The following is a 13861-nucleotide window of genomic DNA, read 5'->3' as shown; positions in this document are numbered from 1 at the left end:
TGCTGAATACTTAATTGTCTGGGAAAAAGGTGCTGAAAATCAGCAGTACCCGATGTTATCAATTACCCGTTTTAGGATAAAGGTTTCTTTAGAGACAATATGAAAATATTCAAAACGCTCAGCGGTTAATTTGGTAACCTCATAGGCATGATAATTATCTGGATGCGTTAGATCGGCGGCATACATTTTTTCATCAACCACGTCATTTTTAGTCACGGTAAAATGAATATTACCAACTAAGCCCCAGTCACCAAGCTCAATAGTTTGCTCAAGCACTTGGCCATCTGCCGCCACATGCATAAAACAAAACTCAAATGAACCATCGTCAAAAAAGTCAGCATATTCAACGACAGGATTCCCTTGATCGTCAGTGCTATTACCTAGCCATTGGCCAATTAACATTTGGCGGTTAAATTCAGTCAAAGCACTGGTTCCCTAATATCATACTTTTGTTTTAACTCATTAACGAGTTGTTGATTTTCCTTAAGAAAGTGATTGAATTGCTCAATAACTTCAGGGTACTTAATCGACGACATATGATATGAATAAGGTTGATGGTATATACCTTCTGCCAACACTATCTCCCCCGGTTGGTTTAACTTGACCAGATTTAACCGTATGACATTGCTATCAATATTCGTTCCAGAGGCGTTACCCGCCAAGACATGACGCACAACGGCAAGCGGTGAATTATCTTCAATAACTTCAAGTTTATTACGCTTAATTTCTTGCAGCCATAAGGTTGGGTAAAAACCTGTTATCGTTGCCAATGACTTAATATCTTTACGACTAAAATCAGCATTAGCTTTTTTGACATACGTACCAGCCGTCAATTGCAAAATTTCAACAGAAAAAGTTAACCCCATGCTATTAGACTGATCATTACGCCATCTAAAATTATCGGGAAATTTAAAATCGATATTATGCTCAAGGTACCACCTATCAAAACGCTTGATAGGTAATGGGATAAATTTAAACTTTAGTTGTTGATGATTAAAAAATGCCGTTAATAAATCTAAGGCAAAGCTTGGTTGATGATCGCCATCGGCGCGAAAATCAAAATAAGGGTAATAGCTAATATCTTCAACGCCCACTAAATAAACTTTTGATTCAGCGGCTCTAGCTTTATAACAGCCAAGCGCGCCAGAAATTAGCAGTATCCATAGAATTGTCCACCTAAAAAGCATCGCCCACCTAAAAAAACATCAGGTTTATTAACCTTTTTCTCTAACGTAAATTAACACGCTCTAATATCTGACTAATTGTAGCCTATAGATAATTGTTAACCTAACGTTAAGTGTGATGCTTTTAGGTGCGATGTAAGGAGATTAACGAGAACTTACAGCAATACTGCCGTTTACACTTTCCAAGTTCACTTTAATGTCACCCGAACCTACTGTGCCTTTCATATGACTGCCACTGAAAAAGTTTTTATCAACAGGTAGTGAAAAATCACTTTTCATACTGCCATGCATAGTTTCAGCATCAACAGTAAAGCTGGCATTACTTGGAAGAAATAGCTTAATTCCGCCATTAACGGTTTCTAAATTAATTTTACTTACCGAATCTAACTCTGTGTAATTGGCAGTAATGCTGCCGTTTACCGAATGAATTTTACCATTGCCATTTAACTTGTTTGCCTCGACTGAACCATTTACTAAATCAAGATCAAACTTGCCAGCAAGTTCACTGATAGTTAATGAACCATTAACTAAATCAATTTCCGTTTCGGCAATATGTGCAGGAAGTGCCACTTGATAATCGACTTTACCGGAATTATTTCTGTGTCGGTTTGATTCTTCATATTTTGTTTCTACATGCACTGAATTAGCATGTTGAACCATCACCACATTAATCCGAGACAGCTCAGTCTCATTATCGGCAGTGATACGCGCGATAACTTCAATACTAGCGTTATTTGAGCGCCCTATAGTCACTGGACCATTAATATTTTCCAGTGAAAATGAAGCTCCCTCACCAACGTTAAAGGCTTGCTCAATTACTTTGGTTTCATCGGCTTGTACCGCAGATGCCGCTAGTAAGATAGTTAATGCTAATGTTTTGATTGTAAATTGAAAATTTTCCATTTTATTGTGCCTTGAATTTGATAACATTTTGTAAACCTATAGTTATAGACGTTAGCCCAACCTTAAAAGGTTTAAATAAGGAATAAATAATGTTGAATATTCAATTGCTACTGACAGGAAATGAATTAATGTCAGGAGATATTGTCGATAGTAATTCAGCAATGATAGCCCAAGAATTAGCACTTATTGGATTATCAGTAAAACGCAAAGTTACCGTAGCCGACACTATAGCTGACCTTATCACTGAAATTGAATTGATGAGCCAAAACGCCGACATCCTGATTATTAATGGTGGCTTAGGGCCAACTGTCGACGATTTAACTGCCGTGGCATTAGCGCAAGTTGCAAATGTGGGAATTGTTCAACACCCCGAAGCACTTGAGCACATTACCCAGTGGTGTAAACAGCGTAATTTTCAGCTTAATGAACCTAATTTAAAGCAGACCATGCTGCCGCAGGGCTGTAACATTATCGCCAATGATCTAGGCAGTGCCGTAGGGTTTCATTTAAATATCAATAACTGCGATATTTATTGTACACCTGGCGTTCCAAAAGAATTGCAAGTGATGGTTAAAAACGAAATTATCCCTGCCATTAGCAAGCTTATGCCAGATATCGCGCATCACCATGTTTCCCGCTATCAAGTATTTGGTATTGGTGAATCCAGCTTGCAAAAACTGGTTAATGAACACCTCAGTGATTGGCCTGAAGACATCGAACTCGGCTTTAGAGCGTCTATGCCACTTCTGGAATTAAAACTCACCTCTAAAACGGAAACCGCTAAAAAAGCAAAAGCACAATGGTTTGATAAAATTTCCACACTAGTTGGTGATCATCTCGTTGCAGAAATTCAGCAAACACCAAAATCGTTTGGTGAACACCTTCAACAATTGTTATTGCAGCAGCAGAAAAAAATCACCTTTGCTGAGTCTTGTACCGGCGGATTATTAGCAAGCCAAATGACAAAAGTTGCGGGTTCGTCCCAAGTGTTTGACGGCAGCTTTGTTACCTACTCTAATAAGATGAAACACGAGTTAGTAGGCGTCAAAAATGAGACGTTAGATCGTTACGGCGCGGTATCAGAGCAAGCTGTTATTGAAATGGCGCATGGCGCTTTGGCTCGAACGTCTGCCGATATAGCTATTGCGGTTTCAGGCATTGCAGGCCCTAGCGGCGGCACAGAAGACAAACCTGTAGGCACGGTTTGGCTTGCCTGGGGCGACAATCAAGTAATGAATACAGCATGCCTATATATTCCGGGTTCACGTTATTACTTTCAACAATTCGTCGCAGCTATTGCATTAGATCTTGCGCGTCGACTATTAATTGGTAGCAATGAGACTCCAAGGTACTTAATTGAGAGACAAAAAGCCTAACAATTACAACAAATAAGTCGCATAATATTTGCGTGTTTTGACAAAAATTAATATATTCAGAGAATAGCGATTGTTGCAGCCTGTTAACAACTATTAAAAGTTGATAACAATGGCGAAGAAATCACCAGCAATCAGCCTAAAAAATAGCAAAGTGGGGATTTATTTTGATAGACAAAAATTATATTACAAGTGGCCGTAACACCATTATCCATAAGTTAAGAAAAATTGATTTAATTATTGTTAACGGTGGACACCAAACCGTGATCGTCAGCCACAGAGGCATTGCTCCATATAACGGCCCCGTACCGCAAAAAAAATCTGACGCTAAAAAAGCGTACCAAGAAGTTATTGATTTAGGTTCAATTGAAGTCTTTGGTGAAGAGAAAAAGCTACTGTTTGTTCAGGCGCTGGACAATAAAGAATACAAAATTGATTACACCAAAGAAAATACCCCTAACTTTATAAAAATACATCAAGATAGCTATATTTGATGCTGAAGATCTTTAACCTTTAAATAATTAAGTAGTAATTTAGGTATATAAAGCAATGACAAAAGCAAGTTTATCGATAAATGACAAGAATAATGTAGACTTACTTTTAGAGCCTATAAAAGGTGGAGATACGGTTAATGATGCTGTAATTCTAGGTTTAATAGCTGACTCTGAATACACCCACCTTTTTGTTAACAGTGCCAACATAAAAAACGCAGTTGCAGAACTCAATACCGTTTTAAAACCACTTCAGGCTGGTAAAACAGGTCGTGAAATTCGCTATGAAATATTAATCAGAAAAGATGCGACAATTTCTATTAGTATCGATAAAGATGAAATGTCTGCTGAAGCCGAAATTACCACGGCTATGGGTGGTCAACACCTTACAGCCAAAGCTATTCTAGATGCTGCTAAAGCTGCTGGGGTCAAAAAAGGCTTTAGCAAAGAAGATATCATTACCCTTGCTCATATGGCGGCAAAAGCAGAGTCAGGTACAATTGTTAAACACCGTATTGCTATGGGTAAAGAAGCAATTAATGGCCAAGACGCAAGAATAAAGCCATTAGTGCAAAGTGCACAGGAGCGAATTCTCCGCCCTAAGGAACGCGAAGACGGCAGTGTAGATATGCGCGATCTTGGTGATATTATTTGTGTCGACATTGGCGATCCCCTTGCAAAAAAACTCCCCTTAACGCCAGGAATAAAAGGCTACACAGTTACGGCTTGCCCACTTGAGCCACAACCAGGTGAAGATAAGCCAATGATCGCAGGTGAAGGCACAGCGATTAGCCCGAAAAATGAAAATATCCTGATATCCACCAAAGTTGGCTTACCTAAAATTATTGATAACGGTATGGAAGTCGATGAAGTATATAAAATCAAAAATGTTGATGTTAGTACCGGTCATATTGATTTCCAAGGCAGTGTCATAATCGACGGAGACGTTAATGAAGGAATGCGAGTATGTGCAAGTGGTGATATCACCGTAGGTGGTTTTGTCGAATCGGCACACTTAGAGGCTGGTGGCGATATTACTATAACCAGTGGCATTATTGGTAAAAAACAAGACTTAGAAAGCTCAGACGCCGACATCAGCAAAGTAAAAATGAGTGCGGTTATTAAGGCAGACAAAAATATTTTTGCCAAATATTGCCAATATGCCGACATCACATGTGGCGGAAACTTGCGTATTGAAAACCAATTAATGCATAGCCAAATTGATTTAAATGGTAGTTTATGGGTTGGCGAAGAAGCTAAAGCCAATGGTAAACTTATCGGTGGCCTGATTAACGCATCAAGTACAGTTCGCGCTGGCATTATTGGTGCTACCGCTGGTAGTAAAACCCTAATTAACTTTGACAAGCCGTTAGCAGTATTTAAAAGTAGGCTTGCAGATATTGAAGCAAGACTAGCAGCAGAAGACGCTAAAACAACTGAGCTCAAAGAGGCAAGCAATAAAATTAAAAAGCTTCCCCCTGAGCCGCAAAACAAAGCAATGTTGCAAAAAATTGTTACGACTTATCAATACCACGCTAAGCTAATGGCTGATATTCTTAATGAGAAAGAGAAGGTAGAACTTGAGCAACAAGAGTTTATGGCATCAGTCTACATTGAAGCTAGTGAGAAGTTTTACCAAAGTGTGGAAATGACCATTGGCAGTTTTACAGAACGTACCAAGCGCGAGTATCCACCAAGCCGCATGCGTTATAAAGAACGTAAAATCATTATTGACCCCGTAATAAACAGTTAAAGAGTTCACCTTGAAGAAAGTTCAAACCCTATTAGCTTCAGTAATTGCAGCGACATCGTTATTTGCTACAACAGCAAGTGCAGAGCAATGCAATGTTAACTTTAACTACGGGGTTATTATTGACCCTAATCATATTCGCATTTTAGAAAGGGGGATCACTTTCGTTCAAATCAATCATGACAGCCAACTATTTGTCAAAGGTCGAGAAATCACACTTGATGAACAGCAGCATCAACTACTTAGTAATTACAGTAAAGGGATCAGAGAACAAGTTCCTCATATTGTATTTATTGCCATCGAAGGTGTGGAAATTGGTCTGAAAGCCGTGAATAAGGTGATTGGTGGTTTAACAGGCGAAAACAGTGATGCTCATAGAAAGCTTCAGGAAAAATTTGACGAAATGCAGATGCGTCTTCGCAAAAAGTTTAACCATAGTGATGAAAGTTATTACATTGCGCCACAAGACTTTGATGATTTTGACGAAATATTTGCCGGTGAGTTTGAACAAGAAATAGAAGAAATTGTTTCTAAGTCTATTGGCACTATTTTAATGGCCGTTGGTGAAGCAATGGCTAATCGCGACGAAGATACTATTGAGCAACGTGTCGACACCTTTGATGATCACCTTGAAAATATGGGTGAAGAATTAAGCTTAGAGATCGGCACGAAAGCCAGTGAATTAGAACGTAAAGCAGAACAATTCTGCCAAGCTTTGTCAGAGCTTGACTCACTCGAAAGTGAAATGCAGCTCACTATACCTTCCTTAGCTGAATATAACTTAATCTCTTCTGACCGCTCAAATAACGAATAGCCAAGTTACGCTCAAACCTAAATAAGGCAATACTTTCATGCTTTGTTACAGAAAGTATTGCATAAATACCCTAGTTTAAATTATATAAATAGCTGTTTTGTAGAACATCATTTATATTATAAGAAAACTGAGGCGCTAAGTATGAGCAGAAGAAGAAAAGCAGAAGAAAGCCAAGAGGCTGATGTAGATATGACTCCTATGTTGGATATCGTATTTATATTATTAATATTTTTTATTGTAACCACATCGTTCGTAAAAGAAATGGGCTTAGAAATTACCAAGCCTAAGTCTAATAAAAATCCCGCAAGTGACGCCCCGTCAATGGTTATTAATGTCACAAGTAATGGCATAGTATTATTTAACGGAAAAACCGTAGATATCGAACGCCTTCCTGCCCGTATAGAGAACTTTAGAGCGGAAAATGTGATATCCACAGCTATTGTTATCCCGTCAAAAGAAACCTTTCACAAAGACGTAGTTGAAGTGATTGATAAAATTAAAACTTTTGATGATTTAACAATCGCGATAGGTAAATCAACCGATTAATATTTATTAAAACTCTACGTAGTAATAGATTCAAAAAAGCCCGACTATTAAGTCGGGCTTTTTGTTTTCAACAGTTTAGGTTGCTTGCATGCACGGTGAACGCAACGTTGATCGTGAACGAAATAGAACTAAACGACACATTTGCAACAGGGCAATTTGTCGGTGATCACGACGGCAGTATTTCTATAACTGGTGTTCGAGAAGGCGGCTTACCGAATCCCAACGATTTTTTCAGGTTTTTTGGCACGATTGGCGATACCATTACGCTTGAGACTTTTAACCTCGGAGCTATAACCATCTTCGACAGCGAGCTTTTCCTCTACAACCCTTCGGGGACTTTAATCGGATTTGATGACGACTCAGGCACTAATTCTTTAGCATCAAGGATCACTACAACGCTGACTGAAACTGGCATGTTTGGTGCTGCGGTCGGAGGGTGGATAGATAGCGACGCGTTCAACTATAGGCTCGATATATCTGGGCTTACGCCGAGCGCTGTACCGGCGCCAGCTTCCATAGCACTTATCAGCCTAGGTCTCTTCGGCCTAAGACTTCGTCGCAAAATCTAGTTCCCTGCTGGTTCAAACAGGCCCACATCGGTGGGCTTTTTGCGCTAGTTCGCTATTGACCCAAAAGGCACTTTGTCAGCGCCTTCCTGCGTCTCCTTAGAACGGCTATCCCTATTCCATAAATTCTACCATTTATGACTGCTATTCGCTCTTAACTGAACTTCGCAAAAGTGCCAAAAACGGCCTATCAGCTTTTATCGAGTTAAGGTCTGAAGTTGTGCGAAAGCAGACCTTGAGGTCGCAATTTGCGACCTCAATTTCTAATTATATCGAATTCGATATAATTAGAATATAAACCAATTAATCGAGGAGTCGCTCGATGACGATACAATCAATTAAATCAAAACAAGATCTTGATAATGCTCTCAAGCGTGTAGATGAGCTTTGGAGTAAAGCAGAACCAAACACCCCTCAAGGTGACGAACTTGAGTCACTTACACTCATGATTGAAGCTTATGAAAGTAGCTTGATAAGCAATGATGAGTTAGTAACCCCTAAGAGTAACGTTAAATTTAAACCAGTCGATTTCGAGTAAATCGAACGCCTGAAAAAGTGCAACAGGCTGCTGCACTTTTTAATTGCTCAACGGGCTGCTGACCAATTAGCTGATAATTCTACCCTAAAGTCCGTTCCTCGCTCAAAGCAGTCATTTTACTTTTCGATTTGGGCGAAAACTTCTGATTATCTGAACTACTAAATAAAAGTTATGGATTTTTGATTTTTTTAAAAAAATCAAACAGTTAAAACTTACCGGCAGCCAAAAAAACTAAATTACGCACAAACATACGAACCACTTTCTTTTTTTGCCATGTACATTTTGGCATCTGCACTGTGGATCATGGCATCAATATCTTGATAATGTCCTGGTCCAATGCTCGAGACCCCCATACTGAGGGAAACATAGGTATAGCGCTCAGTAAAATTTAAGATAATTTTATTGCAAACCGCTACCGCGCTTTCTTTATCGCATTCAGGTAAAATGATGCAAAATTCATCGCCACCATAACGACAAGCAACATCCACTTCTCGAATAGTTGCCAATAAAGTTTGCCCGATAAACCTAAGTACTTCATCACCTTTAATATGTCCTTGGCTGTCATTAATTTCTTTAAAATTATCAATATCAAAATAAATTAATGAAAGCTTTGACTCTCGACGTCTGGCTACTGATATTTCTCGACGCATCACATCCTGCATTGCACGCTGATTATAAATACCCGTTAACGGATCTAATCTGGCCTGCTCTTCTAACTGCTGGGTACGCTCTGCAACTTTTTGTTCCAAGCTTTTGGCGTAAGCTTCAGTTTTTCTTTTTGCCGATTGAATTTCTTCCAACAAGCTGCCTATGTAGGTATCAAAAACTAATGTCGTGTCGAAATAGAACAGATTGTCTAAGGCATAAAATGTTTCGTCTAGTAGTTCACTGTTACCGATATTGTCTTTGAGCACTTTGACAATGAGTTCTTTTAAGGTTTTTACTGCAGATAAGTAGAGTTTAGGTTCAACACCAATACGTTTATGAACCATGCCTATTCGTAAGCGGTTATTAACATATTCGCTGTCGTAATGGCCTGAGAATAAATCGATAACATATTTACGCTGGGCATTGCGTAAACGTGTTAGGGTATCAGCATCACCAATTAACAAAGATATTTCATCAATTTCCGTTTGTTTTTCATAAAACTCGTCAACAATGATATCAATGTTGTCTTCTATCAATAACTTATGATTAGCCAGTATGTTTAACGCTTCTTGATCAAGCCCTAATAACTCCATGCGGTTAGCGATTTCAACGTCACTGATTTGCATTTGTTCAAGAAGTGTTGTTTCTGTACGTCTCATGGTCGCTCTCTTTACCATCCAACTAAAACGGATAAAAGCACAATGATGCTTGCAACATTATTTGATAAATAAGCTTTCCGTTTCTTATTACTCGTTGTCTTGCTCTCTCCATGAGTTAAATAAAAAATTCTTTAGGTGAGAAAGACTTAACCCTTTCTAAATATTAGGCATAAGACAGCATTTTGCCAATTTAATTTATCGAGCGAACTTTTTATAAAATAACTGGCTCTGAAAAAATCTGATCGCTTGAATTTGCGCTATTTGCCGATAAAAAAAAGCCAGCATTTAATGCTGGCTTTTAATTGGATCAATAATATTTTAAAAATATTAGTAAAGTGGCTCTGGATATAACGCTTCCATATTTAGCGTAACATCGTTGTAATGACGCTCACCTCTTATGCGAATATACCATTTACCTGGCATTGGATTGGTAAACTCACAGCTTTCCTCATTACCATTAAGCTTTAAGGCGCAATCATATTTCTGAGTATTAGGCTTTTTACCGTACTGAACATATAAATCAGCATTGCCACTGCCACCGCTAATTGATGCTTTAAAGCTTACCGAAGTTGCTGGCACATCAAACTCATAGGTTGTCCAACGAGCATTAGTTCCTAAGCCAGTGAATTCTTCACTAACCAAAATCAATGGTGTAACACCCGCTATTTCAACGATCACAGGATCATGATCAGATGCCCTAAATGGTCCGTCACTATAGTAAGTTAGTTGTTGGTCTTCTGATTTATACTCGGTGTTGTAATCAAGAATCACGGGTTCATCAGCATTAATGTGCCACTCTGTTACGGCAACCACTTTTTCATTTAATGCGTTAGATGCTAACGCATGATCTAGCGCGCCGATTTCTCCTGAATACGCATAAGAGTATGCTGAAGAACCTAATCGATCTTTAGCTAAATCAACAAAGCCTGCAGCTTCAATAGTCGTAATAGGATCTTCCATGTTGTAGGCATTTAAGTCGCCTAGCACAATGACATCATCATCAACTACTCCAGTAGGGTGAGTTGCCAGCCAAGCGCTTAATGCTTGTGCTGCTTGTACGCGACGTAAGTTATAACAGCCTTGACCATCAAGTTTATCTTCATTTTCAACACCACCACTACTTGAACAGCCTTTCGAGCGGAAATGGTTAATTGGTACCGTTAAGCGCTCACCCGTTTCGCTTGAACGAAAGGTTTGAGTGAGTGGCGGGCGGTTATGGTATTCAAACGGAAAATCAACCAAATATGCAGCTGTGCCCATTTCTGTTACCGCTTTGTCGTTATATATAAGCGCTACCATCACTTGGTCACCACCAAGTGCTTCTAGGCTAGGATTAACAAAGCTGTAATGGGTATCAGCACCTGCTTTAGCATTTAGCCCATTTACTAAATCTTGAATCGCGCTATGTTCACCAAAACCGTCATTTTCAATTTCTAAAATACCAATAATATCAGCATCCATATTGGTGATAGCCGAAATTACTTTATCGCGTTGTCGAGTAAACTCTGTAAAACTATCGGCACCACGACTCGTTGGGAAACCTTCGCCTAAACCATTACCATTAAAGTAATTAAGCACATTAAAGCTAGCGACACGTAAATTACCTTCAGCACTAAGCTGCGGAAATTCTTGACGAGGATTAGCTTGTTCAAATGTCGGTGCTAGCGTAGGAATAATACGGTACTTACCAAAGCTGTAATCAATTACGCCATAAAGATCACTTACCTTATCACCTAAACGTAAACTGTTATTAGCTGATAAATCACCTGTTGGGTAAATCACTTGCTCAGGGTTTTGACCATTAACACCATCATCTGAGGTTAATTTATTTAACAAATTGCTATTAGCTAATTCTGTTACCTCTGGTGTCCCCGGTAAATAAAGGTTTGTCGGCACATAAAGGCGACCATTTGATAAAGTGACTTCACCGTAGCGGCCAAGGCTGTAATTATCAGTAACTGTTAATGCTTGGTTAAACGTTACTGCCATGCCTTCAAGTGATTCTTGTTGTTCTACTGAGTCAAACGGTAACGAAACTTCGATAGGCATTACGCTAGAGTAACCACATGCAAGCGGCGCTTGTGCTGCCACTAATTGAGTTTTGCCATACTCTTCCTTAACTTGACCAATCACTCGAACAATTTCACCTGCAGCCGGCAATGATTGACCTGCTGCGCTGACAAATAGCCCTTCAGAAGTTAATTGCTCACTGTCTTGGTCGTGCAGCTCTTCTTGTAAGAAGAAGCCATCAAGGGCAGCAAATGTCGCCGTAACCACGCCTTCAGCAATATGAGTTTGCCCTTCAACTGGTGAGCTAAAACCATTACCTTGAATAGCGCTAATTATAGTTGCAGTTTCATAACATTGACCCAGTAAATCAATAGGCTCTTCGCCACCGGTAACCGAGTGCTGACCTAATGAACTGACATTGTTATTACCTAACCCTTGCCATTGTAATGATGGGTCAAATACATCATCGGCAATAACATCACCTTGAGTAACGTCGGCTTTACGCACTAACGTATTGTCTTTGGTTGCACTTTCGCCACTGCCCCATTGTGAACCTGGATCTTCTCCAACCCGGCCAAACGAGTCAATAATGATACCGTTTTTATATAGAATATAAGCGTCATCACCATTATGACTAATTGTTGAACTCAGTTGATCAGCTTGCGCTAAGATTTCGGCATTTGCGCGAGGCTCGGCAATAACAAAAACGTCTCCTGCGCTAAGAACCCCCGACAAATCAATGATAGCACCCGTGGTTGCGCCATTGGCAAAACGTTCTAATTGATAATTACTGCTAGCTAAGTCAATATCATTAGCCGATGGGTTATAAAGTTCAATCGCCTTGTTATAGCTGCTGCCTTAGATATATTCAGAAATAAATATTTCAGCGCTAACAACACTGTGTAACCCTAAGTCAGAAAAATCATTATTTGTAGAACCTGTCCATTGAACTGACGGGTCAAATTCATCGCTAGGATCAGTATCACCTTGGGTAATATCAGCATTTCGGCGCAGAGAGTTATCTTTGGTTCTGAAGCTATCACTTCCCCATTGACTGCCTGGGTCTTCTCCTACCTTGCCGAACGAATCAACTATTGTATCGCCTTTATAAAGCACGTAAGCATCGTCACCGTTATGTGATAAAGCACCCGTTAGTTGCGCTGCTCTCGGCTCTGCAATAACGAAAGTGCTATTAGCGCCAACCACACCTTCAAGCGCAATATCAGTACCTGTTGTTCCACCATTACTAAATCGCGTTAATACATAGTTTTGAGCGGCTAAATCAATTGCTACTGCACTTGGGTTATAAAATTCAAGCGCTTTGTTATAGCTGCTGCCTTCGACATATTCTGAAATAAACAGTGAATTGCCATTATTGACCGGTGTTTCACCATTATCTCCACCGTTATCACCACCATTGTCACCGCCATCGCCAGGATCTGTATTACCAGAATCGCTGCAAGTATCGGCGCTAAAGAATAGCGACACCCATTCTGGATGATCGATAAATGGATTACGGTTTCCTTGAAACTCATAAATACGGTTATTACGATTTATTTCTTGGCTATCAATTGGATCATTATTGTGCCATTCAATTAGGCGGCACAAACGGCCTAAATTAGCTTCACCAACGTTGGTAATTCGATCAACTAAGGTTAAGTCTGGCGTTATATCTAGCCCTTGGTAGCGAGTATCCATATAAAACAGCATACGAGCCACATCACCTTTTACCGCGTCACGCGGTTCAAATGAATCATTGTCTAAACGATTAGTTGGTGCTTCGGTTAGTGGCGAGTCACCGTTATCAAAGTCTAAATTACCACGCGAAGAATTCACTGAGATATCGGCTGGGCGTAAATGATGAATATCAGTATAGGCTTCATAGCTATCACTGGAAAAGCCATGACTCTTTGCCCATACATGCTCGCGGTTCCAGTTATCAGGATCGGAACTTTGTGTACCACTTCCGTTAGCAAATTTTGATAATGAATTACCTTTGTATATCAATAAAACATTATTTGGATTATTTGGATCTTCATCGGTTTCCGTCAACGCGGTCCATACTTCAGCATAAGTTAGGCGTTTTTGGTTTTGACGAATAGTTGATGAAAGAGTGTCTTTGATTACACTGGCAGACATGCCGGCATCAATTGCGGCAAATACTTCTGAATAATAAAGATTATCTTCGAAACTTCCTGCATCAGCGATAGTTGTTAAAGGTGGGCAGTTAAAACATGCCTCTGTTATTGTTTCTGCACTTGTTGCACTAGCGAGTATAGCCAGTGATAGCGCACAGTACCTGAGTTCCATAGTCTGTCCTTTATCGTTGTTTTTATACCGTGGAAATTATTATTAAATTAGGTGACGGTTATATGAAAA

13 protein-coding genes and 1 pseudogene are annotated in these 13861 nt (G+C 39.6%); 7 read left to right on the top strand and 7 right to left on the bottom strand.

Annotated features, from left to right (window positions below; translation table 11 throughout):
• Positions 1–39 precede the first annotated feature (39 nt).
• The 3 genes from ACOB82_RS00890 to ACOB82_RS00880 all read right to left on the bottom strand — a co-directional run bounded on the left by ACOB82_RS00890 (position 40) and on the right by ACOB82_RS00880 (position 2087).
• Complete coding sequence (locus ACOB82_RS00890; RefSeq protein ID WP_448211020.1) at positions 40–423, bottom strand: hypothetical protein; 384 nt, start codon at positions 421–423, stop codon at positions 40–42.
• On the bottom strand, positions 420–1187 hold the full coding sequence (locus ACOB82_RS00885; RefSeq protein ID WP_448211019.1) for a hypothetical protein: 768 nt from the start codon (positions 1185–1187) through the stop codon (positions 420–422). The genes ACOB82_RS00890 and ACOB82_RS00885 overlap by 4 nt, the downstream gene beginning before the upstream one ends.
• 141 nt (positions 1188–1328) lie before the next feature.
• A complete protein-coding gene (locus tag ACOB82_RS00880) occupies positions 1329–2087 on the bottom strand; it encodes a DUF4097 family beta strand repeat-containing protein (RefSeq protein ID WP_448211018.1) in 759 nt (252 codons plus the stop codon).
• An 89-nt stretch (positions 2088–2176) separates the two neighbouring features.
• Between ACOB82_RS00880 and ACOB82_RS00875 the strand changes: the two genes are divergently transcribed.
• The 7 genes from ACOB82_RS00875 (at position 2177) to ACOB82_RS00845 (ending at position 8165) form a co-directional block, all read left to right on the top strand.
• A complete protein-coding gene (locus ACOB82_RS00875; RefSeq protein WP_448211017.1) occupies positions 2177–3463 on the top strand; it encodes a CinA family nicotinamide mononucleotide deamidase-related protein in 1287 nt (428 codons plus the stop codon).
• A 164-nt stretch (positions 3464–3627) separates the two neighbouring features.
• Complete coding sequence (locus ACOB82_RS00870; RefSeq protein ID WP_448211016.1) at positions 3628–3954, top strand: hypothetical protein; 327 nt, start codon at positions 3628–3630, stop codon at positions 3952–3954.
• 55 nt (positions 3955–4009) lie between these two features.
• Entirely contained in the window at positions 4010–5704 is a 1695-nt protein-coding gene (locus ACOB82_RS00865) for a DUF342 domain-containing protein (RefSeq protein ID WP_448211015.1), read from the top strand.
• A gap of 10 nt (positions 5705–5714) precedes the next feature.
• Entirely contained in the window at positions 5715–6515 is an 801-nt protein-coding gene (locus ACOB82_RS00860; RefSeq protein ID WP_448211014.1) for a YggN family protein, read from the top strand.
• Positions 6516–6656: 141 nt separating this feature from the next.
• A complete protein-coding gene (locus ACOB82_RS00855) occupies positions 6657–7061 on the top strand; it encodes an ExbD/TolR family protein (RefSeq protein ID WP_448211013.1) in 405 nt (134 codons plus the stop codon).
• 113 nt (positions 7062–7174) lie between these two features.
• On the top strand, positions 7175–7630 hold the full coding sequence (locus ACOB82_RS00850; protein WP_448211012.1) for a PEP-CTERM sorting domain-containing protein: 456 nt from the start codon (positions 7175–7177) through the stop codon (positions 7628–7630).
• Positions 7631–7949: 319 nt separating this feature from the next.
• Positions 7950–8165, top strand: a complete 216-nt coding sequence (locus ACOB82_RS00845) for a hypothetical protein (protein ID WP_448211011.1) — start codon at positions 7950–7952, stop codon at positions 8163–8165.
• A 236-nt stretch (positions 8166–8401) separates the two neighbouring features.
• On the opposite strand, the gene ACOB82_RS00840 is transcribed toward ACOB82_RS00845, so the two are convergent.
• The 4 genes and pseudogenes from ACOB82_RS00840 to ACOB82_RS00825 all read right to left on the bottom strand — a co-directional run bounded on the left by ACOB82_RS00840 (position 8402) and on the right by ACOB82_RS00825 (position 13792).
• A complete protein-coding gene (locus ACOB82_RS00840; protein ID WP_448211010.1) occupies positions 8402–9472 on the bottom strand; it encodes a diguanylate cyclase in 1071 nt (356 codons plus the stop codon).
• Positions 9473–9799: 327 nt separating this feature from the next.
• Positions 9800–10150 carry a PPC domain-containing protein gene (locus ACOB82_RS00835; RefSeq protein WP_448211237.1) on the bottom strand — a complete coding sequence of 117 codons (351 nt, stop codon included), beginning with the start codon at positions 10148–10150 and terminating at the stop codon, positions 9800–9802.
• Positions 10148–12322: pseudogene (locus tag ACOB82_RS00830) on the bottom strand (ExeM/NucH family extracellular endonuclease); the annotation flags it as partial. The gene ACOB82_RS00835 and the pseudogene ACOB82_RS00830, both read right to left, overlap by 3 nt.
• A gap of 18 nt (positions 12323–12340) precedes the next feature.
• Complete coding sequence (locus tag ACOB82_RS00825) at positions 12341–13792, bottom strand: endonuclease (RefSeq protein ID WP_448211009.1); 1452 nt, start codon at positions 13790–13792, stop codon at positions 12341–12343.
• Positions 13793–13861: the final 69 nt, after the last annotated feature.

This window comes from Colwellia sp. MEBiC06753, assembly GCF_053470325.1.
Note: the sequence above shows the minus strand (reverse complement) of the source record. Positions and strands in the feature narration are given on the sequence as shown.